17 protein-coding genes are annotated in these 25692 nt (G+C 45.8%); 12 read left to right on the forward strand and 5 right to left on the reverse strand.

Annotated elements, in window-relative coordinates; genetic code table 11:
* The first annotated feature begins 256 nt into the window (after positions 1–256).
* The 9 genes from rho to mfd all read left to right on the forward strand — a co-directional run bounded on the left by rho (position 257) and on the right by mfd (position 10939).
* Positions 257–2209, forward strand: coding sequence for a transcription termination factor Rho (gene rho, locus PPO43_RS06075; RefSeq protein ID WP_272620924.1), 1953 nt, complete (start codon positions 257–259; stop codon positions 2207–2209).
* 173 nt (positions 2210–2382) lie between these two features.
* A complete protein-coding gene (gene rpmH / locus PPO43_RS06080) occupies positions 2383–2547 on the forward strand; it encodes a 50S ribosomal protein L34 (protein ID WP_002659234.1) in 165 nt (54 codons plus the stop codon).
* A gap of 107 nt (positions 2548–2654) precedes the next feature.
* A complete protein-coding gene (rnpA, locus tag PPO43_RS06085) occupies positions 2655–3056 on the forward strand; it encodes a ribonuclease P protein component (protein WP_272620925.1) in 402 nt (133 codons plus the stop codon).
* A 30-nt stretch (positions 3057–3086) separates the two neighbouring features.
* On the forward strand, positions 3087–3350 hold the full coding sequence (gene yidD, locus PPO43_RS06090; protein WP_041329872.1) for a membrane protein insertion efficiency factor YidD: 264 nt from the start codon (positions 3087–3089) through the stop codon (positions 3348–3350).
* A gap of 252 nt (positions 3351–3602) precedes the next feature.
* Positions 3603–3941, forward strand: coding sequence for a hypothetical protein (locus tag PPO43_RS06095; protein ID WP_272620926.1), 339 nt, complete (start codon positions 3603–3605; stop codon positions 3939–3941).
* Positions 3901–4698: a hypothetical protein gene (locus tag PPO43_RS06100; RefSeq protein ID WP_272620927.1), complete on the forward strand. Its 798-nt coding sequence runs from the start codon at positions 3901–3903 to the stop codon at positions 4696–4698. Before PPO43_RS06095 ends, PPO43_RS06100 begins: the two co-directional genes overlap by 41 nt.
* A gap of 377 nt (positions 4699–5075) precedes the next feature.
* Positions 5076–6587 (forward strand): glucosaminidase domain-containing protein, encoded by a 1512-nt coding sequence (locus PPO43_RS06105; protein WP_272620928.1) that lies wholly within the window; start codon positions 5076–5078, stop codon positions 6585–6587.
* Positions 6588–6599: 12 nt separating this feature from the next.
* Positions 6600–7325, forward strand: coding sequence for an RDD family protein (locus PPO43_RS06110; protein ID WP_272620929.1), 726 nt, complete (start codon positions 6600–6602; stop codon positions 7323–7325).
* 245 nt (positions 7326–7570) lie between these two features.
* Positions 7571–10939, forward strand: coding sequence for a transcription-repair coupling factor (mfd, locus tag PPO43_RS06115; RefSeq protein WP_272620931.1), 3369 nt, complete (start codon positions 7571–7573; stop codon positions 10937–10939).
* A 1507-nt stretch (positions 10940–12446) separates the two neighbouring features.
* Here the strand turns inward: mfd and PPO43_RS06120 are convergent.
* The 4 genes from PPO43_RS06120 to PPO43_RS06135 all read right to left on the reverse strand — a co-directional run bounded on the left by PPO43_RS06120 (position 12447) and on the right by PPO43_RS06135 (position 21165).
* Positions 12447–15536 carry a DUF7619 domain-containing protein gene (locus tag PPO43_RS06120; protein ID WP_272620932.1) on the reverse strand — a complete coding sequence of 1030 codons (3090 nt, stop codon included), beginning with the start codon at positions 15534–15536 and terminating at the stop codon, positions 12447–12449.
* 567 nt (positions 15537–16103) lie between these two features.
* On the reverse strand, positions 16104–18752 hold the full coding sequence (locus PPO43_RS06125) for a DUF7619 domain-containing protein (protein WP_272620933.1): 2649 nt from the start codon (positions 18750–18752) through the stop codon (positions 16104–16106).
* A gap of 392 nt (positions 18753–19144) precedes the next feature.
* Positions 19145–20164, reverse strand: a complete 1020-nt coding sequence (locus PPO43_RS06130; protein WP_272620934.1) for a PhoH family protein — start codon at positions 20162–20164, stop codon at positions 19145–19147.
* Positions 20165–20463: 299 nt separating this feature from the next.
* Entirely contained in the window at positions 20464–21165 is a 702-nt protein-coding gene (locus PPO43_RS06135; protein WP_272620935.1) for a hypothetical protein, read from the reverse strand.
* Positions 21166–21364: 199 nt separating this feature from the next.
* Here PPO43_RS06135 and PPO43_RS06140 point away from each other — a divergent pair, with 199 nt between their 5' ends.
* Together PPO43_RS06140 and PPO43_RS06145 are read left to right on the forward strand one after the other, a co-directional pair.
* A complete protein-coding gene (locus PPO43_RS06140; RefSeq protein ID WP_272620936.1) occupies positions 21365–22474 on the forward strand; it encodes a DUF4271 domain-containing protein in 1110 nt (369 codons plus the stop codon).
* A 24-nt stretch (positions 22475–22498) separates the two neighbouring features.
* A complete protein-coding gene (locus PPO43_RS06145; protein WP_272620937.1) occupies positions 22499–23287 on the forward strand; it encodes a uroporphyrinogen-III synthase in 789 nt (262 codons plus the stop codon).
* A gap of 46 nt (positions 23288–23333) precedes the next feature.
* Here PPO43_RS06145 and PPO43_RS06150 read toward each other — a convergent pair whose 3' ends face one another.
* Positions 23334–24422, reverse strand: a complete 1089-nt coding sequence (locus PPO43_RS06150) for a gliding motility protein GldB-related protein (RefSeq protein ID WP_272620938.1) — start codon at positions 24420–24422, stop codon at positions 23334–23336.
* A gap of 108 nt (positions 24423–24530) precedes the next feature.
* Between PPO43_RS06150 and PPO43_RS06155 the strand changes: the two genes are divergently transcribed.
* Positions 24531–25358, forward strand: a complete 828-nt coding sequence (locus tag PPO43_RS06155) for a porin family protein (RefSeq protein ID WP_272620939.1) — start codon at positions 24531–24533, stop codon at positions 25356–25358.
* The last annotated feature ends 334 nt before the right edge of the window (positions 25359–25692 follow it).

The following is a 25692-nucleotide window of genomic DNA, read 5'->3' on the forward strand; positions in this document are numbered from 1 at the left end:
CGGCGCTCCTCTTATTGGTAGGATCAACCTCTGAGGCCATTTTGGCTAAATTAGCGCCTGTTTGATAGCTCCCTTCATTTTGATAGTTATCGTCCACTAATTTTATTGTCATTCATTCTTTAGCTGAGGCCTTTGAGCTTATCAGTTAAGTATGTTTTTGGCCAAGAGAAAGCAGTTGTTTGTGGGCGCCTTATATTTTAACTATTGAAGTGAGACTATAGAACTACCTACTATTTCAATTCTAATTTACGACTACATGTACAACATCCTTCAACTCAATGAAATGTTGGTGCCTCAATTGCGCGATATTGCGGAGCGATTGGAGGTAAAAAGTTATAAGCGCCTTCCCAAAAAAGAGCTTATTTATAAAATTCTAGACGCCCAGGCCATTCATGGTGGTGTGCCCCCAGCTCCCAAAGAAGAGAAAACGGAGGAGCCGCAGAAAAAAGCGCCTGCAAAAGGCCGCAAAACAACTAATAAGAAAGAAGTGGAAGACAAAGAGGCTGAAAAGCCTCAACCCAAACGCCGTGGCCGTCCTCCCAAAAAGAAAGTAGAAGCGCCTAAGGAAGAAGAAAGCCCTAAAGTGGAAGCTCCTGAGCAGAAAGAAGAGGCTCAAGAAGAAAAGAGAGCTCCTCGAGGTAAAGAGAAAAGAGAGCCTCGTGAACAGCGCAATAACAAACGGGAGCCCCAAGAGAGAGAGCCCCGTGAGCAGCGCAACAACAGAAGAGAGCCTCAAGAGAGAGATAATCGAAACTATCGCGACAACAAACGGGAACCTCAAGAGAGAGAGCCCCGTGAGCAGCGCAACAACAGAAGAGAGCCTCAAGAGAGAGATAATCGAAACTATCGCGACAACAAACGGGAGCCCCAAGAGAGAGAGCCCCGTGAGCAGCGCAATAACAAAAGAGAGCCTCAAGAGAGAGACAATCGAAACTATCGCGACAACAAACGGGAACCTCAAGAGAGAGAACAAAACGAACAGGCTCAAGACCGCAAACGTTATAGCCGCCAAAACAACCAAGAACAACGCAACGAAAACGAACGTAAAGACCGCAAATATGCTCGCAAAAAGGCATTTAGCGTAGAGCTTGATGGCGTAATCGAAGGAGGAGGAGTTTTGGAAATGACTCCTGATGGATTTGGCTTTTTGCGCTCTCCCGATTATAACTACTTGCCTTCTCCTGATGATATTTATGTTTCGCCTTCACAAGTCAAATTGTTGGGCCTACGCACAGGAGATAGCATTCAGGGAACAATTCGCCCCCCGAAAGAAGGCGAAAAGTACTTTGCTCTTTTGCAAGTCAGCCATATCAATGGTTGGGACCCTGCTGATATTAAGGATCGGGTAGCTTTTGATCATTTGCGTCCAACTTTTCCAACTGAAAAGCTCAATATCATTGATCAAAAGAACCCCAAACACTACTCTACTCGCATCATTGACCTCTTTACGCCTATTGGTAAAGGCCAACGTGGACTCATTGTGGCCCAACCCAAAACGGGTAAAACCTATTTGTTGAAAGATGTCGCTAATGCCATTGCAGCCAATCACCCCGAAGCTTACCTCATTATTCTTTTGATTGATGAGCGGCCCGAAGAGGTAACAGATATGGAACGCAATGTTAGAGCAGAAGTGATTTCTTCGACCTTTGATGCACATCCAGAAAATCATGTCCGCGTGGCTGGTATCGTCCTAGAAAAAGCCAAACGCATGGTAGAATGTGGACATGATGTCGTCATTCTCCTTGACTCGATCACCCGCCTAGCCCGCGCCCACAATACCGTGGCTCCCGCTAGTGGTAAGGTCCTTTCTGGTGGTGTAGAAGCCAACGCACTACTCAAGCCCAAACAGTTTTTTGGCGCAGCCCGAAATATCGAAAATGGAGGCTCACTCACGATTCTAGCCACCGCTCTTATCGATACTGGCTCTAGAATGGACGAAGTCATCTTTGAGGAATTCAAAGGAACCGGCAACATGGAACTACAGCTCGATCGCCGCTTGGCCAACAAGCGCGTTTATCCTGCTATAGACCTTACCAAATCTTCTACCCGCCGAGAAGAACTCTTGCATGACGAAAATATCATGAGCCGCATGTATATCCTCCGTCGCCACTTAGCCGATATGAATACCGATGAAGCCATGAACTTTATGCTCAAGCATCTAAGAGGGACCAAAACCAATGAAGAATTCATGCTTTCTATGAATAGCTAAGTTTTTTCTGCTTTTGACTGAAAAAAAGCGAACTAGCTTTATTAAAAAGGGATATTTTTTATATTTTTGCCCTCGCTTTAGCTCAAACAGGGCTAAAAGCGAACATTTTATTGAATTTATTGCCGCTGCTCAGCCGGCAATTCTCATAGAACAATTACAAAAGTTATTGAATCATGAAACGTACGTACCAACCTTCAAGACGTCGCCGAGTAAATAAGCACGGTTTCCGCAAGCGCATGAGCAGCAAAAACGGCCGTAAAGTACTAGCACGTCGTCGCAAAAAAGGACGCAAGAGCCTAACTGTATCTGACGACTTCCAGCGCGCTAAGCTCAAGTAAGCTTACAGCCTAGCTTGTATATAACTTACTCTTCTACATACTCACAGAACAGCTATTCGCAGAGGCGGATAGGCTGTTTTGTGTTTTTGTAGACCTAAGCCCCCTATATGTCTGATTTTTCTTTTCCAAAAAAGGAACGACTTAAGCAGCGAAAGGCCATCCAAGCCATTTTTGCCGCTCGACAATCGGTGGGGAGCTACCCCATTCGCCTTTTTTATCGCCTGCAGCCCAAAGCCCAAGGCGATCCCGCTATTTTACAAGGCGTATCGGTGGCCAAACGCAAATTTAAAAAAGCTCCCGATCGCAATTTGCTCAAAAGACGATTGAGAGAGGCTTACCGCCTAAACAAACCCAACTGGTTGGCCAGCCTGCCCAATGAAGACCTTCAACTGCAAATGATGTGGGTCTATGTGGGCAATAAAGCAGAACCCTTGAGCAATATCCAAAAAGCAGCCGAAAAATCTCGCCTTCGCCTTTTGCAAAAGTTGGCCGAAGAAACAACTTTTTAAGCTAAAATGGCTTCTTTAAAAGAAAATGCTATGCGCTATCTATTTTGGCCCTTTATTCAACTTTTTCGCTTGATTTCGGCGGTGCTTTCCTTTATCTTTTTATTGCTCATCCAGTTCTACCGCAAGTTTTTATCGCCTTTTTTGCCCTCTAGCTGTCGCTACCAACCCACTTGTTCGGCCTATGGCTTAGAAGCCATCAAAAAATATGGCCCTTTTAAAGGCGGCTGGATGACGATTAAGCGAATTGGCCGCTGCCATCCTTGGGGAGGACATGGACATGATCCCGTTCCCTAATTTTTTTATTTTGGGGCTGCCCCGCCCTACAGGCGGGTCGGGCTGGGTACTCCCTTTGGTCGTCGAACTGGCGCCCCTATAGGGGCTGGTTGTTGGGGCTCGCAAGGCTGCTCGGCCCTTCGGCGCCTGTGGCGCCTCGGTCTGGCCTGACGGCCACTGCTTTCCATCCCTCAGCCGATGAAGTTCTTCGCTCCAGGCCTTTTCCAATTCCCCTTTTACTCCCCATTGTCTTACTTTTCAAGCTGATGCCTTATGCGCTTTGCTCTTTTCTTTTTCCCTTTGCTTTTAATGGCTTGCTCTTCTGGACCTTCTGCAGCCAAATATGCCAAAAAGTTTTGCGACTGCAGCGAAACCCTAGCCAAGGCCAAGGTCCAACTCGATAATGGCCGTATGGAAGCCGATTTTTATGCCGATTTAGAGGCCAAACAAAAGGAATGTATGGGCCAAGATAATCCCTTTAGCCAACTCAAAACCGCTGCCGATAGCCTCGCTTTTGAGCAAGCTTTTTTACAGGAATTGGCTAAACAATGTCCTTCTACTGCCCGAAATTATGGCTATACCCTTCCCGAAACACCTGCTGCTGCTCAGTAGCTTTTTTCTATTTGGCCACTGCCAAGAGAGAGCAAATAGCGACCGCCTGCCCGGCGAACAATGGAGCATGCCCTTTGCCAATATTCAAAGCGATTTGCCCCCAGCCCTAGATGAAATTTCTGGCCTTTGCGATAATGGCCAGCAACTCATGGCCCTCAATGATGAAGAAGGCCGCCTTTATCCCGCCAATTTTAATCCTGAATTTGATTCGCTCCCCCAGCCTTGGGGACCGCCCGGCGATTATGAAGGCCTCGCCTTTTGGCCCAATCTAGGCTATTTTATTTTGCGCTCCGATGGGCTAATTTGGCAACTAGGCCTAAAGGAAACTCAAGGCCAACAACTTCCTTTTTCCCTGCCGCCCGATATAGAATATGAGGGCCTCTGTTTTTGGCCCCAAAAACAACAATTGTTGGTGGCCGCCAAATCGCCAGCGGGACTCTATCTCTTTTCGCCAAAAAATGGCGACTATCTTCCGCTTCTCGATTTAAGCCCTTATTTGATTCATCCTTCAGCAGTGGCCCTTTCTGAAGATGAGGCCTTGATTTATGTCTTGGCCGCCAAAGAGCAAGAACTCTGGGTTTTTGATAGTTATAGCCTAAGGGTTTTGGGCCAATTTATCCTTCCCTCTCATGATTTAGTGCAGGCCGAAGCCTTAGTGGTTCATGGCCGAGCTAGCTTTTGGATAGGCTCCGAAGCCCAAGAAGATCGTCCCGCCCAACTTTGGCGCTATGAAAAACTGCCCCCCTTGGCCCAATAATTTGTAAAAGCATTGCGCAGCAATAGCAGACAAAACCACAACAAGCCAAAAGTCTGAATTTAATGCAGCTTTTAAGCTGCATGCTATAAAAGCATTGCGCAGCAATACCGCCCTTGCTGCGGGTTTTAACCCGCAGAACCGGCCCAGCGCTGCGGAGGGGTGGCCGCAGGCCAGACCCAGCGGGCGAAGCCCGCGCAGGGCCGAACAGACCTGTGAGCCCCGCAGCATAGCGCCGCAGCTTTGCTGCGGAGGCCCCAAAAAAGAATAAAAAAAGGCTATTCATAAATGCCTGCAGTTTGTTTAACTTTGTGGCGCTCAAAGCTTGCCTCATTTTTGCGAGGGCTTGAGCTTTTTTGACAGACGAACCGCCAACGGAAATGAAAATATTGTTTTGGGCTATTTTGCTGCTGAGCGCGCCCAGCCTAATTGCGCAGCGCATTAGTGTAGAGGATTATATTGCGAGCTACAAGCATATTGCCGTGCGAGAAATGCAGCGCACGGGGATTCCCGCCAGCATTACTTTGGCGCAGGGAATTCATGAATCGGGAGCAGGAAACAGCAATTTGGCCAAGGAAGCCAACAATCATTTTGGGATCAAATGCGCCTCGGATTGGCAGGGCGAAAAGTTTTATAAATGGGATGATGAGTCGATAGAATCTTGCTTTCGGGTTTATGAAAATGCCGAAGCCTCTTTTATAGATCATAGTGCGATTTTGACGAAAAGAAAGCGTTATGCTAGCCTTTTTGAGCTTGACCGAGAGGATTATGCAGGCTGGGCCAAGGGGCTGCGCAAAGCGGGCTATGCCACCGATCCCAAATATCCAAACAAACTGATTTCGACCATTGAGACCCATCAATTGCAGCAGTTTGATTTGGAAATGCAGCCCTTGGCCATTAGTGATTCGGTAGATAATACGCCCGTGGATCCTAGTATTTTTGCCACACCAGAACCCTTTGAGCGCCAATTGCGTCGACAACAAAAAAGTACGCTCTTTTTGAGCTATAAAAAGGGCGTTTTCCGAAAAAATAAAAGCTCTTATGTCATTGCTCGGGCGGGAGAATCGGCCCTAGAAGTGGCCAACCGCTTTGGGGTGCCTTATGCCAAATTCCTTCGTTTTAACGACCTCGTAGATGGAGATCAACTTATTGATTATCAATATTGCTACATTCAGCCAAAGAAAAGCAAATACCGAGAAGACAAAGAAGAGCATTTGGTCAAAAATGATGAAAGCATGTATGAAATTGCTCAATTTTATGGCCTGCCCTTAGACAAGCTCTATGAGCGCAACCTGATGCAAGAGGGACAAGAGCCCGCCAATGGCGAGTTCATTTTGCTCAATAGAAAAACGGCTGGGCCGCCCAAAATTAGAGCCCGTAAATTGCCCAATTCGGAAAATGTGGATTTGGTCCCTATTATTAGCCCCAAAGACAGCACAAAAACAGTGGTTAAAGAAGAATTTAAGGCCCCTGAGCTCGTCATCAATCAACCCACTTATCCCGAGCAAATTTATCAGGATTCTTTAAATACCAATACGAGCCCTGATGGACGCGACCTCAAGATTCCAGAATTGCAAATAGATAGCCCCAAAACCGAAGTGCCCAACTTCCCCAGTTTTGATCCAGAAACACCCAAAAAAGAAGAACCCAAAAGCACAAGCCTACCCGATCGGCCCATCACAAAAATGGGCGAACTCCCCCCCTTGCCACCAGAGCTCGACAAGCCCGAATTGCGCAATGGAGAGTATGTGCATGAGGTGCAGGCCGAAGAAACCCTTTATTCTATTGGATTAAAGTATGGCCTCAAGTGGCAAGAAATACAAAAATTTAATAAATTGAAGTCTAACCGTCTATACAAAGGACAAATCCTCAAAATTCCCCTTACCCAATAACAGCCAATTGCCATGAAAACCATTGAGATTACCACCGCTCAAAAAGTGAGCATCCAATATGAGTTGGCCCCCTTGGGGAGTCGCATATCTGCCTTTATGGTCGATATGTTGATACTCATTGGGATACTCATTGTCCTCAACCTTATTGCGGGGGTAGTCGTTGATGGCGGTGCCTATATGTATTTCGCCATCTTGGTCGTCCTCCCTACTATACTCTTTTATACGCTGGTCTCCGAGATTTTACTCGATGGACAAACCATTGGCAAACGGGCTGTGGGCCTACGCATTATAAAACTCAATGGAGAACCCGCCGAAGCCTTTGACTATGTCCTACGCTGGGCCTTTCGCTTCATTGATATTTGGGGATCTGCTGGCTCTGTGGCCAGCCTGATGATTTCTTCTTCTGCCCACAGTCAAAGAATGGGCGATTTGCTATCGGGCAGCACCGTAGTTCGCAAAAAAGCAAGCCGACAATTTCGCTTAGAAGATATCCTCTCTCTAGCCAAAAAGGAAGGCTATGAACCCAAATACCCAGAGGTCCTACAACTCAGCGAACAAGATATGCTCTTTGTTAAAAAAGTAATCGATCGCCACAAAAAGTATAAAAATAAAGCCCACAAAAAGGTCATTGTCGAATTGAGCGAGCACTTATCTCAACAACTGGAGGTTCCCCTGCTCAAAAATCGCCTAGAATTTTTGCGCCAGCTCCTACTCGATTATATCGTCCTTACCCGCTAAATATATTGCCCTTCAAAGTTTTTCTTTGAGGGGCTTTTTTGGGGCCCGCGGCCGGCTAGGCTCCGCCTAGGTCGGCCGCCGCTATGCTGCGGGGCTCACAGGTCTGTTCGGCCCTGCGCGGGCTTCGCCCGCTGGGTCTGGCCTGCGGCCACCCCTCCGCAGCGCTGGGCCAATACAAAACTGGCCCAAGACCAAAACAAAATGCTTATTCCTGTTTTTATTCGCAAAGCGTTTATCTTTGTATCATGAATTTTAAGACCTTACTCCAAGCCTATCGCAAGTCAGAAAAACTCAGCGATATTTGTCAAACTCTCCAAAAAAAGGAGGGCCAAAAGCTACAACTCAAGGGCCTTTATGGCTCCCAAAAAGCCTTTTTCCTCTACGCCCTTTATCAAAAAACAGAACGGCCACTACTCGTTCTAGCCAATGATAAAGAAGAGGCCGCCTACCTGCAAGCCGATCTACAAAACATCAGTGAAAGAGAGGAGATTCTCTTTTTCCCCGACTCTTTCCGCAGACCCCAAGGCTTTGACAAACTAGACCGCGCCAGCGTTTTGCAAAGAACCGAGGCCGTGAGTAAGCTGCTCGACCAAAACAGTATCCCCCCTTTTATGGTCTCTTATCCAGAAGCCATTTTTGAACAGGTCGTGGCCCCCGAACAACTAGCCGAAAATGCCATCAAAATTAAGGTGGGCGAAGAGTTAGACCGTAAGTTCTTAGTAGAAATTCTCACCGAATACGGCTTTAATTATGTCGATTTTGTGTACGAACCCGGTCAATATGCCCTGCGTGGCGGCATTATCGATATCTTCTCTTATGGACACGAACTCCCCTATCGGGTAGAGCTCTTTGATGAAGAGGTAGAAAGCATCCGCTCTTTCGATCCTAGCTCTCAACTCTCTACCAAAAAAATGGCCTTTGTTACTATTGTGCCCAATGTCAATACCCAGTTTAAGAAGGAACAAAAAACAGATCTCTTTAGCATCCTCCCCCAAGAGGTCCTCCTCTGCGTAGAGGATGTACAGCTTTTGTTAGACCGCTTACAAGACTGCTTTGAAAAAGCCCAACTCCTCTCTGCCCAACTCCAAGAACAACAACAGTTCGAAAGAGTGGAAGAAATTGGCCTACTCAATGAAGAAGCCTTTGTTTTTCCCCGCCATATTATGGAGCAACTAGCCGATAAACGCTTGCTAGAGTTTTCTAACACGGCTTATTATAAACAATCTCCTAGCTTTAGCTTTTTGGGTAGCCTACAGCCCCCCTTTAGCAAAAACTTTGAGCGCCTGATTGAGCAACTTAGAGAAAATACCCAACAGGGAATTACCAATTGCATCTTGGCCGAAAACCCCAAACAGATCGAACGCTTTTACAGCATTTTTGAAGATCTACGCGCCCATGTCCAATGGCACCCCATCCAAAAAACCGTGCATAAAGGCTTTGTAGACCAAGAGCTCAAGATTGCCTGCTATACCGATCACGAAATCTTTGAGCGCTTCCATAAATACAAAACGAGAAGAGGCTTTGATCGCAATATGGCCCTAAAGATGAAGGCCATCAACGAACTGCAACCTGGCGATTATGTCACGCATATTGACCATGGAGTGGGCAAGTTTGCTGGCCTCCAAAATATTGAGATTAACGGCAAACAACAGGAGTCGGTTAAATTGGTCTATGATGGCGGAGATATTCTCTATGTCAGCATTCAATCCCTACACAAAATCTCTAAATATGTGGGCAAAGACGGCAAGCCGCCTTCGGTCCACAAATTAGGCAGTAATGCCTGGGCCAATACCAAGAAAAAGACTAAGAAGAAGATTAAGGAATTGGCCTTTGACCTCATTAAGCTCTACGCCAAACGAAAATCTACCCAAGGTATTCAGTTCCCCCCCGATGGCTATTTGCAAAATGAACTAGAGGCTTCTTTTATCTATGAAGATACGCCCGATCAAGCCAAAGCCACCGAGGCCGTCAAAGAAGATATGATGAAGCCCTACCCTATGGACCGCCTCATTTGTGGCGATGTGGGCTTTGGCAAAACAGAGATTGCCGTTCGCGCCGCCTTTAAGGCCGTGGTGGCCGGCAAACAGGTAGCTATTTTGGTCCCTACCACTATTCTCGCCCTCCAACATGCCCAAACCTTCAGAAAGCGATTGGGCCAATTTGATGTGCAGGTGGAGTATATCAACCGATTTAGAACCACCAAAGAGAAAAAGGAAATTTACGAGCGCCTCAAAGCAGGCAAAATTGATATCCTGATTGGCACCCATGCCATCCTTAATAAGAAGGTCCAATTTGCCGATCTAGGCTTGCTCATTATTGATGAGGAACAAAAGTTTGGAGTGGCCTCCAAGGAGAAACTCCGCAATATGAAGGTCAATGTAGATACCCTGACCCTAACCGCCACGCCTATCCCCCGTACCTTACAGTTTTCCCTCATGGCCGCCCGAGATCTCTCGGTCATCAATACCCCGCCCCCTAACCGCCAACCTATTCACACGGAGCTGCGGACCTTTAATGCGGAGCTTATTCAAGAAGCCATTGAGCAGGAAGTTAGCCGAGGTGGACAGGTCTTTTTCATCCATAACCGAGTGAAAAGCCTAGAAGATATGGCCGCTATGCTCCGCCAAATGATGCCTAATCTCGATGTGGCCGTGGCCCATGGCCAAATGGAGCCCGCCCAACTCGAAAAGCGCCTGATGAACTTTATTCAGGGCTATAATGAGGTCCTTGTTTGTACCAATATTATCGAAACGGGCCTCGATATCGCCAATGCCAATACCATTATTATCAATAATGCCCACCATTTTGGCCTCAGCGATTTGCATCAGTTGAGGGGCCGAGTGGGCCGCTCCAACAAAAAGGCCTATTGCTACCTTTTGGCCCCTCCCCTTTCGGTCCTGAGCTCCGATTCTCGCAAGCGCCTACAAACCCTTGAGCAGTTTGCCGAATTGGGCAGCGGGATCCATATTGCTATGCGCGATCTCGATATTCGGGGAGCTGGAAATATTCTGGGCGGCGAACAAAGCGGCTTTATTGTCAATATGGGCTATGAAACCTACCAAAAGATTCTGAATGAGACCATTCAGGAGCTCAAGCAGGGCGAGTACAAAGAACTCTTTAAGGAGGAGATGGAGAAAAAGCGGGAATTTGTCCAGGATGTCATCATTGAGCTGGATGAAGAGATGCTGATTCCCTCCGATTATGTGCCCATTATCAGCGAACGCTTGGCCCTTTACCAAAAGATGGATGAGCTAAACAATGAGGCCGATATTAAGTCCTTTAGCGAGAAGATGATTGACCGTTTTGGCCCCTTACCCGAACAGGTCAACCAGTTGTTTGAGGCCCTACGCCTCCGCTGGATAGCCCGCTCTTTGGGCTTCGAGCGCCTGCACTTCAAGGGCAAAAAGCTCCGTTGCTACTTTATTAGTAAACAGGATTCGCCCTTTTATGAAAGCGATTATTTCTTGCGCATTTTGGATTATATCCAGAAGCATAGCGACCACCGTTTTTTCCTCAAGCAAAGTCCCAAACACCTCATTCTCATCTGCGAGGGTTTGCGCAACCTCAAGGCAGCCAAATCTATCTTGAAGGAGTTGGCAGAGGCGGTAGATTAGGATATTGTTTTGGGGCCTCCGCTGCGGCTTCGCCTTGCGGCGCTACGCTTTGGGGCTCGCTCTTCGCTCGGCCCTGCGTCGCCTTCGGCTCCTTGGTCTGGCGCTACGCGCCACCCCACCGCATCGCTAGGCCTGCGGGCCTTCGGCCCTTTTAGCTGCAGCTTAAAAGCCGCAGGACCTGAAAACAAAAGCTATTCCCCAACCCTAAAAAAGCAGGGGCTTTTAAGCCGCTGCGGCGAGCAAGATGATGGCCCAACAAGATTGGCTGCGGCCTTTAGGCTGCAGGTACAGATAGTAGAGACTGTTTGAAATTTTTTGTGTGTGTCCTTTCCTGCCCCTAGGGCCTTGGCCCTAGGCTAAGGCTGGAGTCGCCCCCTCCTTCGAGGGGGCTTTTTCTTCCGCTTCGGTCAATTGTTATTGTAGGGAATGGGATTGGGGCCAGCTAGAAGGCAAATCCCCTCCTGCGAGGGGGTTTTCTTTTTCCCTAAGGGAGGATTGGTATTTTATAGGACCTGTAGGTTGAAACCTACAGCAACAAAGGAAGCCATACTAAGCGCAGTAAAATGAGCCGAAGGTTAAAACCATCGGCCCATCACGACTTGTAATAAAAGCAAACAAGGGCTTTAGCCTGCTGGAGAGCTGTTTAAAATTTTGTGTCTACCCTTCTCTGCGCCTAGGGACAAGCCCCTAGGCTAACTTTTCAGACAGCCCTCCAAAGAGGGCCTTTGGATAAGGTTCTTCTTTGCTATAATCATTTAGCAAGACCGTGCATATCAGCCTTTGAGGCCCTCTAGGGCTGACTCCATTTGATTAGTCTAGGGCTTGTCCCTAGGCGATAATTGGCCTTTTATAATAACTGTAGGTTAAAACCTACAGCCAGATGGTATTGCTGCGCAATGATGTATGAATGAGGGTTAAAACCCTCATAAAATTAAACAGCCCAAATTTTATTCGGATACACAAAATCCTGAACAGTCTCTTACCCGACTTTACAAATGCCATTGCACAAATCCCCAGTAGCTCTCCTTCAAATTATTTAGGAGGTTCTGCAGCCATGACCAAAGGCCCTAGGCTAGAATATATAGACCTGTGGGTTAAAACCCACAGCAAGAAGGGAGGCCATCTAAGCCCTAATAAAATGGGCCGAAGGTTAAAACCTTCAGCCCATAACTAGAGGAGGATCAATTGACTAAGATGAGATAGATAAAAGGCCAAAAGATTTAAATCAATGCGGGTTTCAACCCGCATTTCATAAAAAATATTGCGGAGCAATACCTTGCTTGCTGTAGGTTTTAACCTACAGTATTGGCCTAGCGATGTGCAGCAGTGCGGCGAAGCCGCAGACCGAGGCCGTCAGGCCGCAGGGCCGAGCGAACAGCGAGCTGCGGAACGTAGCGCCGCAAGGCGAAGCCGCAGCGGAGGCCCCCAAAAAAAACTGCCCCCACCCAAAAAGGGTGAGGACAGCGACCGCAAAATAAAAGTCTGTACAGACTTGAGAACTACTCTTCTATTGCTTTTGGATCAATTGATCTTGGCCATTGATGCGGAGCAAATAGTGAGCTGCAGGGAAATTGCTAAGATCAAAGCTCATTTGTCCGGATGTGGGGGCATCGGCTTGAGTTTGTTCAATAAGCAATTGGCCTTGCATATTGTAGACCTGAAGATGCAGGTCTTGGGGTTGGCTTTGCTCAAAGCTGACAAAGTATTGGCCCTGGCTAGGGTTAGGAAATACCTTGAAGCTGCTGTTGAGCAATTCAAGTTGGCGAGTACTTGTGGGGGCTGAAATCATGGCCTCGCTGAGGTTCGTGATTACGGGCGCATTGAAATCAAAGTAGATCGCCGCCTTGTTGGGAATTACAGAGCCTAGGGGCAAGTTAGGATCTCTATTGATGCTATAGTTGATAAATCCGTGACTGCCGGGTTCATCGCTATTGGCATCGGCAAGATTGATATTATTGAAAGTAAACACGAGGATATTTCCGTTTTCAACCGTCATTGTAGCAGGATGAGAGAACTGCAAATTAGTTAGGCTACTCACATCAAAGCTAGCATCTAGGGTATCGCGGACCACTACGGTATAAGCAGGGGCAGTACCTAGATTTTGGAAATGAATAGTATAGTCCAAAACATCATCTTGTTCAAAGATTTCAGCTTGTCCGCGGGGGTCGCCAGAGCGAGTTGGGCGAAGAACAATCTCGTTAGGATCCCAAGATCCCACTACAACTAGGCTGTCCACATCTGTATTATTAGCGGGAGTAGCATCGCCAGAAATGGGGGTAATGGCTACGCTATTGGCTACTTGATTACCTAGGGCCACTGTAGTGGGGGTGCTTAGGTAGATGCGGATAAGTCCACATTCGCCAGCGCCCAAGTTATTGGCGGTAAAGGTAATATTGTTATTTACGGCATCATGAGCCGTCATCAAAGCATTGCTATAGCTATAATAGCCAGCATTGGTATAGTTCGGGTTTTGTGCTGTAGAGTTAAACTCTAGTTGGCTATCATAATCTACCGTGATCGTTGCATTTTGGGTCGTATTTCCATCATTGCAGTAGTAAACATAAGTATAGAGCAAGAAACCGGGCGTAGAAGTACTATAGTGGACCAAATTCACGCGCAAGTCATTAACGGGTGGATGAGTGACCACAAAGTCGTTTCCACCATAATAGCCTCCTACATTAGCGGCATTGACGTTAATATTGGCGGCGGGGCAAAGTTGGCTGCTTACGCCATCGGGTAGAAGCTCTACAGTATAGTTTCCAGTTTGCGTTACGGTAAACTGATAGTAGCCGTATTGGTTCGTTGTTGTGATAATTCCAGCGGGTTGTAGGCGAACTAGGCGGAAGGCCTCGGCAGTACCTTGGGTACAAGTTCCGCCAGCGGTATTATCGGTTACTCGTCCAGCGATCATGATAGCACAGCTAGAATCTTGATCGAGGAAGAACGTACGTGCAGTTTGGCAGCTATCATCGGTAATGGTTACCGTATAGACCCCAGAAGCGAGATTATTCAAGTTGGGGCCAGTGGCGCCAGTATTCCAAACAAACTGAGGATTGCTAAAGCCAGTGGGATTTAGGGCAATAGCTCCTAAAGAATCCACACAGTTAGCAGGCGTAAGGCTGGGGTTGATTGTTCCGCTACCGTTTACCATTAGGCTATCTAGATAAACGGAGCAGCCAGAGCTATCATAAACATAAACAGAGTAGAAACCTGGGGCTAGGTTGCTTTGGTCTTCTTGCCAATTGTTATTGGACCAGCTATACATGTACATGCCATCGCCTCCGCTTACGGTCAAATCAATGGCGCCATCGTTTTGTCCACAAGAAGCATCGTTAATAGTGTAGCTTACTTGCATAGGTGCTTGGCTATTGACTTGTACTGAGCTTACCGCTGTACAGCCATTAGCATCGGTAATCGTTACACTATATTGTCCAACACCATTTGATGCAAAAGCGTCATGACGATTACTCTGTGTCGTAACAGTCAATCCAGTGCTCCAGCTATAGGTATAAGGCGCAGCGCCATTCCATACATAAGCAGAAAGTGTATCGGCGGGACAACCTTGGCTGTAGGTATAGGCCTGCATATTACAAACAGGTTGGTTGTTACAAACAGAATCAACATAAAAGAAAGTTGTGTCAATACAACCGGTGCTTTGGTCATAGGCCGAAAAATAGTGCTGACCTGGCGACAAAATACCACTATATAGGGTAGTCGAGTTGCTCCCGCTCCAGTAATAACTAGTCGTAGAGGGGTTGTGTCCGTTCACTTGCGCATAAAAGGCATTGGCGGGACAGTTTGAGCTATCCGGATAAACATTCGTTTGAACAGTACAAGGCTGCTGCTGATTACAAGCAGTTGTATCCGTATAATAACTTACCGTATCGGCACAGCCATTAGCATCTACCACCGCTAAGGTATAGGTTTGTGCGGGTTGCAAATTGTTCACAACAACAGTAGTTGCGCCAGTGCTCCAAGTATAGCTATAGGGCGAAGTTCCACCACTCACAGATGCAAACAGTGAAGTAGTTGGGCAGTTATTCGTATCTGGAATTACTGTCGCCTGAAGACCATTGGCTCCACCTACGGTATAGGTCTGGCTTTCGTAGCATTGTGTGGTGCTATCATAAGCTTGGACTGTATAGCTTCCGGCGGGAACATTAGCGAGCGTCATGCCTGAGCCCACATACTGCCAGTTGGCCGTGTACCAACGTAGGTCATAGGGACCAGAACCCAAGACCGACAATTGAATTTGGCCATTGTTGTTTCCACAACTAGCATCTACAACACTAGCGCTTAGACTAAAATTATTCACTACAATGCTGTCTCTAGCTATACAACCATTGGCATCTTGCACCGTTACTCTATAGGTCCCCAAACTAGGGGTAGGAATAGAACTAGTAGTGGCGCCAGTGCTCCACTGATAAATATAAGGTGCTTGCCCACCTGAAATATGGGCTTGAACAGATTGGGCGGGGCAAATCATTGTGTCAGGATAGGCATGTACCCTAAAATTGACACATTGGGCCATGAGCTCCCCACTACCCAAAAAGGCCAGTAGAAAACTCAAACCAAGGTAAAATCTTTTCCAATTCATAATCTAATAGATTTAAGGGGGAAATAATGGATGCTGTAATTTATAGCCAATACACGGACTGGCTTCTCATATTTCAAAGAACGCGCTTTCCTCCTAGATCCTCAAAGAGCTTTTTCAACATTTGTCAATCTTAAAAATTAGATAGTCCTACTATAAATGCACCTAAATATATTTTTGTCAACTTTTTATTTCTTTTTATTTTTTGGGGCTGCCCCGCCCTGCGGGCGGGTCGGGCTGTTTCGGGGCTCGCTACTCGCTCGGCCCTGCGCAGGCTTCGCCTACTTGGTCTGGCCCTGCGGGCCACCCCTGCACATCGCTAGGCCTGCGGCCCTTCGGGCCTGCTAGATGCAGAATTGGTCCAGTAGGCGGCGCAGCCGCCTTGGCCTAGCGATGCGGCGGGGTGGCCGTCAGGCCAGATCGAGCCAGCTTGCTGGCGACAACAAGGCTGCAAGCCGCAGTTCGACGACTGAAAGGAGTAACGCCCCTAAAAAAAACTGCCCCCACCCAAAAAAGGGTGAGGACAGCGACCGCAAAATAAAAGTCTGTACAGACTTGAGAACTACTCTTCTATTGCTTTTGGATCAATTGGTCTTGGCCATTGATGCGGAGCAAATAGTGAGCTGCAGGGAAATTGCTAAGATCAAAGCTCATTTGTCCAGATGTGGGGGCATCGGCTTGAGTTTGTTCAATAAGCAATTGGCCTTGCATATTGTAGACCTGAAGATGCAGGTCTTGGGGTTGGCTTTGCTCAAAGCTGACAAAGTATTGGCCCTGGCTGGGGTTAGGAAATACCTTGAAGCTGCTGTTGAGCAATTCAAGTTGGCGAGTACTTGTGGGGGCTGAAATCGTGGCCTCGCTGAGGTTCGTGATTACGGGCGCATTGAAATCAAAGTAGATCGCCGCCTTGTTGGGAATTACAGCGCCTAGGGGCAAGTTAGGATCTCTATTGATGCTATATTTAACAAATCCATGGCTGCCTGCTTCATCAGTATCGGCATCAGGCAAGTTGATATTATTGAAGGTAAAGACGAGGATATTTCCATTTTCAACGCTCATCGTTCCATCATGAGAAAACTGTAAGTTAGCCAAAGTAGTGGCATCCAAACTAGCATCTAGGGTATCGCGAATGACTACGGTATAGGCGGGGGCAGTACCTAGATTTTGGAAATGGATGGTGTAGTCAAGGACCTCATCTTGCGTATAGATTTCAGCTTGTCCGCGGGGGTCGCCAGAGCGAGTGGGGCGGAGAACGATCTCGTTGGGGTCCCAAGAGCCTATAACGGGCCAACTTTCAGTATAGCTATTATTAGCTGGGGTAGCATCTCCAAGAACAGGACTAATAGTTACACTATTCGTCACCTGATTACCTAGAGGAACTGTAGTAGGAGTATAGAGACTAACACGGACAGCCCCACAACTTCCTGGATTTATATTATTCGCTTCAAAAGTTATTGTCTTATTGACTGCATCATGAGCAACTATGCTCGCATTATGGTAGGTGTACCAAGGTATATTCATATAGCGTGGATCTGTAGCTGTAGGATTAAACTCCAACTGGTTATCATAATCCAGCGTAAAGCTTACATTTTGGGGGCTATCCCCTGCATTACAGTAGTCTAGATGGGTGTGAAGTGAGAAACCAGGAGCCACAACTGTTGTATTAATGAAATTCACATACAAATCATTTACTGAAGGATTCGTCACAACAAAGTCATTTCCAGTGTAGTTGGTCCCCAAAGTAGTTGCATTCACAGTAATATTCCCTGCAGGACAAAGCTGTACGCCTCCTCTACGAGGAACTAATTCTAGCGTATAATTTCCAGCCTGAGTTAACTCAAAAGAATAAAAACCATTTTGGTCTGTACTCACTAGCTGTCCTGATGGCAGTAGGCGAATAAGGTGCTGTGCCTCTGCTATCGCTGCAGTACAAGTTCCGCCAGTGGTATTATTCGTTACTCGTCCAGAAATTCTTACCAAACAGCTAGAATCTTGCTCAAGGAAAAAACTACGAGCAGTTTGACAACTATCTCCTGTAATCGTTACTGTATATGTACCAGCACTGAGGTTCGTCAAATTGGAGCCAGTATCTCCTGTACTCCAAACAAACTGCGGATTACTAAAGCCAACAGGATTTAAAGCAATTTCTCCCATTGTATTTTGACAATTGGCCGCTATTACTACAGGAGAAATTTGACCATGTCCACCAACATTTATATTATACGCGCTATTACTACAATCAGTATTTAGACTATCTCTAACAAAAACATAATAACTGCTATTTTGTGCTAAGCTATCAATATGGTCCTCTCGGCTACCATTGGACCAATAATAAAAATAGCCTCCAGACCCACCCGTCACATTCAAATCAATAACTCCATCATTTTGTCCACAGCTAGCAGGGGTAACAATAGGCGTAATCTGAATAGGATTACTACTAGGCACTTCTATCGTGTCTACCAAAAAACAACTACTTGCATCAGTTACAGTTACTGTATAAGTGCCAGGAGCACTCACAGCGATATTTACCCCCCAGTTATCTATATCTATAGCTCCTGTACTCCAATTATAGTTATAAGGGGCAACCCCATTAAGCGCTCTAACATCAAGCGTATCAATAGGGCAATTACGAAACCCTTTCTCCAACTCCAAATTACAAATATCTAGGGGCAGGCTGCAAGCTGCCGTGTCATTATGATAACTAACGACTTCTACACAGCCCATAGCATCGGTTACCGTTAAAGAATAGGTTTGATCTGCGGGTAGATTACTAATCGCAGGCGTATTCGCCCCAGTACTCCAAGCATAAGTATAAGGGCTAGTTCCTCCTCTTGGACTGGCCAGAAGCTCCGTCGTTGGGCAACTATTGGTATCGGGAATCACTGCCGCATAAAGAGGCAAGGGTCCTCCTACCGTAAACATCAAGTCTTCAGTACAACCCAAATTTTGATCAGTTACTTGAACATAGTAATGGCCTACAGAAAGGCTATCGAGAAAGGTTACCCCTGAAGCTAGATGCCCCCAATAGCGATAGCGAGACCAGTTTATATAATATTGTCCTGAACCCGTAATCGTGAGTTCAATTCGACCATTATTACCACAGCTAGCATCCGTCACAGTACCTACAACACTAAAATTGCTACATTGAGCATTCAACGCTCCACTACCCAAAAAGAATAGTAAAAAACTTAAACTAATATAAAATATTTTCCAATTCATAATCTATGTGATTTAAGAGGGATTTACAATTACACTTATTGGCTTTTCACATTATCAAAGAACGATCTTTCACTACAGAAGTAAAAAGAGCTTTTATTCCATTTGTCAACTTTTAAAATGTATAACCTTCTTTTTTAAATCACTTCAGAATTAAATTGTCAACTTTTTATTTGTTTTTCTTTTTTTGGGGCTGCCCCGCCCTTTGGGCGGGTCGGGCTGTTCCGGGCTCGCTGCTCGCTCGGCCCTCAGCGCTAAAGCGCTTCGGTCTGGCCCTGCGGGCCACCCTCTCCATCCCTCAGCCTGCGGCCCTTCGGGCCTGCTAGATGCTGCAAGGGCCAAAAAAATCCCTCAGGAATTTTCCTGAGGGATTTATCATAAAAGCAGCGCTTATTTTAATGAGGGTCATTATTTCGCTCTTCTTCTTTTTTACGGCGCCAATCTTCTCTACGGCTTTCTTGGGCCGCATCATCTCGATCGTAAGCATGAATGATTTCCTTAACGAGGCGGTGACGGACCACATCGCTAGCATCCAGATAAAGCTGGCCAATTCCGTCTACTCCTTTTAGGATGCGTAATGCGCGAATAAGACCAGACTGCTGTTTTCTGGGCAAGTCAATCTGAGAAAGATCGCCAGTAATGATACATTTTGCATTGGGGCCCAAACGCGTCAAGAACATCTTGAGCTGCATTTCTGTGGTGTTTTGGGCCTCATCCAAAATGACAAAGGCATCATCTAGTGTACGTCCCCGCATAAAGGCTAGTGGGGCCACCTCAATAATGCGATTTTGCATAAAGTAATTGAGCTTATCGGGCAGAATCATATCGTCTAGGGCATCGTACAAGGGCCGTAGATAAGGATCAATCTTATCTTTGAGGTCTCCAGGCAAAAAACCTAGATTTTCGCCCGCTTCTACTGCAGGGCGAGTTAAAATGATTCTTTTGACGATATTTTGCTTGAGGGCGCGCACTGCCATAGCCACTGCCGTATAGGTTTTTCCGGTTCCGGCTGGACCAATAGCAAAGACTAGATCGTTAATATCGGCTAGTTCAACCAATTTCTTTTGGTTGCGCGTACGAGGGGTAATGGGTTTGCCAGAGCGGCCATATACAATCGCGTTGCGGTTGACCTTACGCAATTTGCTCTCAAAGGGGTTTTCGCCTTTGAGCATATCTTGTACAGCCTGAGGGTGTAGCTCGCCTAATTGTTGGAGCATTTTGACCATCAGCTCTAGTTTATGTTTCACCTCTTGCACCCTTTGTTTTTCTCCGCTAATGCGGACGGTATTGCCTCGGGGCGTAATTTTCAGGTCTGGATAGCTAGCTTGGACCAATGCCAGTTTGCTATCATTTTGACCATAAAAATCAATCAGCTCTATATTTTCGAGGATGAATAGGATTTCGCTAGTTGCCATGATAAATTATTGGTTAGTGAAGGGCTCCAGTCGTTGAGAAGTGGAGACGCACAAACTTACAATTTTTGAGGCATCTTTGTTCCCGCCTTTAAAAAAAAGAAGTTTGGTCCATTTATTTGGATCCTACAGGCCCGTAGGGCCGCAGGCTGAGGGATGGAGAGGGTGGCCCGCAGGGCCAGACCAAGTAGGCGAAGCCTGCGCAGGGCCGAGCGAGCAGCGAGCCCCGAAACGTAGCGCCCGCCGAAGGCGGGAGGCCCAAAAAAATAAAAAAGCCCCTCATAGAAGAGGAGCTTTTCCATTTATTTACTGGCCTTAATTTTTTGTTTGAGTTCTTCGACCACTTGAGTTTGGTCATCGACCTCTTTCTTTTTGGTCCCTTGATCTTCCTTAGACTTTTTGATATCTTCTTCGGCCTGCTTGATATTTTCCTCCATCTTTTTGATAGTCTCCTTATAGTCCTCGATATCTTTGGTAAGTTTTTTCTCGTCTTTTTCGAGTTCCTTCATATCCTTCTCTAGGTCCTTGAGGGTTTTCTCTTCGACTTTGAGTAAATCTTCGAGTAGGTCGGCGCTCAATTTTTTGGTAAACTTGTCTACGATATCTTCGGCGACTTGAAATTGGTTGGGAAACTCCTTTTGCGAGAGGTAGCTCACGCCTAGATTGAACCAGATGACCATTTCGGCTCCAGCTTCGCCTTTATCTTGAACGGTAGCGTAGATATCGACAGTATTTTCGCTCATATCCTTAACGATGGCATCATCAGAGATATAGAGATTATCTTTCTTTTTGTATTTCACCTTGCCTTTATAATTTTTCTTGACAAAGGTTTTCCAGATATCACCTACTTTATCGGCAGAGCAGTTGGGGAGATCGACGACTAGGGCATTATGAGCACCTTCACTCATGCTACGCACCTCTTCTTTGAGTGTGGCTTTTACTTGGGCCTGAGCTCCGAAAGCGAAGGCAAAAAAGAGAAGAAGAATAAAGCTAATTTGTTTCATTTTTTTGCTTGTTATGGCGCTGAGATAGCGCTGTTATCGAATAAATTCAATTTTAAGAGGGGGAAATAAGGCTAAAGTCACATTAAAAGTAGAAAAATAAAGACTTATAGACCGTTTGTCTGCCCTGCTTTTGTATCTTTATCAGCAAAGTTCCCAATTAGGGAACAGTTTTCAGGAAAGCGACAAATTTCTGTCCATTTTGACGAATATCGAGACGAAATATATAGTAGTTCAGCGCATTTTGTTGCTCTTTACTTGCTTTTTCTTGGGCCAGGTGACCTTATCGGCTCAATTTGGAGAACAGCAATTATTGGCTGCGGATGCCTTGAGTTTAAATATGCTAGTGGAGGAAAAGCAGGAGCAAGAAGCTCAGCTGCTAGAAGATCCATTAGCTTTTGAGCAGCTGCGTTTGGCCCCTCAAAAGGCGGCTCCAGCGCCTTATACTGCCAGCAAAATATCTAGGGAGCACTATGTAGACAACCCCTATGACTTGGAAGACTTTAGTAATCCGTTCAACTTACCCAAAAAAGGGCAGCAGTTAGGGCAACGGAAAGTTCAATTGGCTAAAGATATAGAGATAGATAAATTTTGGAGTGAATTATTTGCCCCCAAAGAACAGCCTGCGGTATTATCTACCTCTACCCAAAAAGCAAAGCGGCAGCCAGCCTGGTTACTGTTTGCACTTTTGGGGCAATTACTCTTGTTTGCCTTTTTACTCACCGCCTACCGTTCTGAAACCTATAGAGATTTTTGGGCCTATGGCAACCTAAATATTGCTGGACAAGAAGAACGGGAACAACGATTTCAGCAGTGGTCAGCTTATAATTTGCTCACTTATCTACAAGCAGGTTTTGCAATAGGTAGTTTTATCTATTTGGCAAGCAATTTCCAACTGCTACAAGCAGGGCAAGTTCCAAATTGGGGCTTTGGCAATTTTGCTTTTTTAATAGCGGCTACTATGACTGGATATACCATCAGACAAGCCGTTTTGAGACTTTTGGGCGAACTCTATCCCATTAGTCAAGAAATGAGCTTTTATAGCTACCTGAATGCCAATCAACACCGAATTATGGGCTTTGTGCTCTTGCCTATGCTTTTCCTTTTGGCCTATACGGCTCCCGATGTACAAGCTGTTTTGCCAATGTTTTTAGGTGCAGCCCTTATTCTTAGCTTGACTTATACCTCTTTACGTGCAGCATTTACTGCTCTAGATACAGTTCGATTTCATAAGTTTCAATTTTTTCTTTACCTTTGCAGCGTTGAAATAGCCCCCCCGCTAATTCTACTCAAATTCTTGTCTATCATTTAACTATAAAAGGGCCAAAGGGAATATATGTCATCCGTGGAAGCAAAAGAAAGATTGAAGCGAGTAGAGAGCATTTTGGTGACTCAAATGACAACCGAAAATAATAAAGCTCCCTATGATCGCCTAGTAGAGAAGTACGGTATTAAGGTGGATTATCGCCCATTTACAGAGGTTCGGCCCGTTTCGGCCAAGGAGTTTCGTAAACAAAAGGTAAAGCTGGAAGATTATTCAGCAGTTATCTTTACCTCTAAATCTGCTATTGACCATTATTTCCGCCTTTGTGAGGAAATGCGCTATAAGGTCCCCGCAGAAACAAAATATTTCTGTCTATCTGAAGCTATTGCGCTTTATTTGCAGAAACATACCACCTACCGCAAACGTCGAGTATTCTTTGGCAAAAGAACACTACAAGACCTCAAACCTCACTTGCTCAAGCATAAGAAGAAAGAAAGCTTTTTACTTCCTTCTTCTAACTTAGGCAAAAAAGCCTATGAGACTTTTCTAGAAAATGAAGGCTTCAACTTTGCCGTTTCAGAAATGTACCTAGCTGCTAGCTCTGATATTTCTGATCTCGAAGATGTATTCTATGATATTTTGGTCTTTTTTAGCCCACTTAGCCTAGATTCACTCTACGATAACTTCCCCGACTTTAAACAAAATAATACCCGAATTGCCGTTTATGGCAACTCTACCGCCAAAGCCATTGAGGCAAAAGGCCTATATATTGACATCAAAGTTCCAGATCCAGAAAACCCCAAAATACGCTCTATGGCAGAAGCTATTGAGTACTATATAAAGGAGGCTAATGGCCTTTAGGATGGGAACAAAAAGGGCTGCCAGAAAATCTGGCAGCCCTTTTTACTTATTTCCTTGGCTTGTAGCGTTTCATGAAGTGCTCTGGACTACTCTCATTTAGAATCTCCTGGATGATCACTTGATCTATTTCTTGTGGACTGCTATTGGGTCGATTGTTTTTAAGCTCTAAACGCCGACGTTGCGCATACTGCCTTAAAATTTGCGCGCCCAACCAACTCCCACTATTTCCTGGCAAATCTAAGTCTGGCTTAAAAGGTCCCACCGTAACATATTTGCGATATTTAGTCGCATCACTGCTATACAAAAGGTCCTGCTCGCCCAAATAATCCCATAAACCCTGCTCGCCTTTTTCGCAAAACTCAATTTGAAAGGCCGAGAAATCAAAAATGAGGCTATCTGCGGTCTGTGGCAAAAGCGCCCCAGCTAAAAAGAACTTTTTCCCATTAAAAATCATCTCATCAATCAAACGACTGCTCTCCCTTTTGGCCTGCTGCTCGACCAATTGATCAGCCAAAGCATAAGCCATTTTGGCCGGAATATGCTCTGCTGTTAAAGTTCTTCGCATATAAGCATTTTTCAAGTTGGGATGAGCCAAATACCCTATATGATCGGGCCCCAAAAAGAAATCCAATCCCAAACCCGAATACTTTTCTAAGGTAAAGGTCCCGTAATTATAAAAACTAAAGTAGGTGTAGACCTTCTCAAAAGGATGCGTTTTGCCACCAAAATAATAGAGATAATGGACCGCAGCCTGCTCCAAATCAGCCTGAACCTTATCTAAATTGGGATAAGCCAACTGAATACTGTCATACAGTAGTTCTGATTCTTTAAAGTTGAGAAAACTCAACAAACGAGCCGCAAAATCTGGCCGATTATCAGGCATCCCCATAATTTGCCCAAAGTATAGGGGCGCAAAATCCGGATACTTTTCCTTCAATTTCTCTATCCCTTCTTTTATCTTCGTACTGTCTTTGGGCAAAGCCATCAGGTCCTGCTCAAAACGAAAAATCTCTACCTTGGCTTTTTGGTCAGATAAGCTCGGTTGATATTTAGACAAACGATCAGGCCTTGTATTACAAGCCGTAAAGACGGAAAAAAGGAAGACAAAAGCCAATAGGCCCCAAAGAGTTTTCATATTTTACACTAATTTTATGAGTTCAATGAATTTGCTGAACTTGGCTTGCTGCTAAATACTCGCCAGTTCAACAAGTCCAATATTTAATATCTGCTAAAATAAAAAGTTATGCTGCGTAAAATCACCTTATTAACGGCCTTTTTGGCCTTTGTTGTTTCTGCTCAAGCACAAAAGGAATTTAAATTTGGCGTTTATGTAGAGCCTTCTATCTCTTTTTTCGCCTCTAACGATAAGGACGTAGAGCCCGATGGCAGCAATGTCGGCTTTACAATTGGCCTACTCGGAGAATATTACTTTGGCAATAGCGATAATTATGCGCTAATTATGGGCGGAAATTTCTCTCTTGGCCGTGGTGGCTCTCTTTTTTATGAAGATGGTGGACGCCTTTTCCCCGATTCTGAATTAGATGTAGAGTCTTATACCGTTAATGGTACTGGCGTAGCAGGAACGGATGGCGATGATATTCTTCTAAACCCCAATACTAAGGTAAAATATAAACTCAATTACCTCGAAATTCCTGTTGGCCTAAAGTTACGCACCAATGAATTGGGCGAAAGCTATATGCGCGCCTTTTTCCAACTGCCTGTTCTCACAATCGGTATTCCCGTTTCCGCTCGTGCAAGCATTGAAACAGCTGAAAATAATAATTTCAGCACAACTGAAGGAAATACTTACTATACCCCCGAAAAAGTAAAAGGCGAAAATGTCTATAAGGATATTTTCCCTCTCCAAATCCAACTCGGCGCTGGCGCCGGTGTAGAGTACTCGCCCAACGAAGAAGGTGGCCTACTCCTTACTGCAGGCCTATTCTATAACTATGCGTTCTTGGATGCCGTAGGCACTAACCAACTCTTTAATGCAAGCAACGTACTAGAAGACAACAAAGCCCGCACTGGCTTCCACAATATTGGCCTACGTATAGGTATCGTTTTCTAAGCAAAACGAAAAATTATTTTTCTGGACCATTCTCCTGCAGGATGGTCCTTTTTTTTGGGGCCCGCGGCCGCCCTTTAGCTCGGGGCGGCCGCCGCTAGGCTCCCTGGCTCGCTATTCGCTCGGCCCTGCAGCCGCCTAAGGCGGCTTTGGTCTGGCCTGCGGCCACCAGTGCGCAGCGCTGGGCCATTAGGCCTACGGCCTGGCGGGCTTCGCCCGCCCAGTTGCCGCAATTTTGCCAAGGGCTGCATTTCTCTTCCACAAAAGTTTTATCTTTAAGAGGTAAAGCTATCATTTATAGGTCCTACAGGCCCAAAGGGCCGCAGGCTGAGGGATG

Origin of the sequence: Saprospira sp. CCB-QB6 (assembly GCF_028464065.1) — a bacterium.
In the GTDB taxonomy this organism is placed as follows: Bacteria; Bacteroidota; Bacteroidia; order Chitinophagales; family Saprospiraceae; genus Saprospira.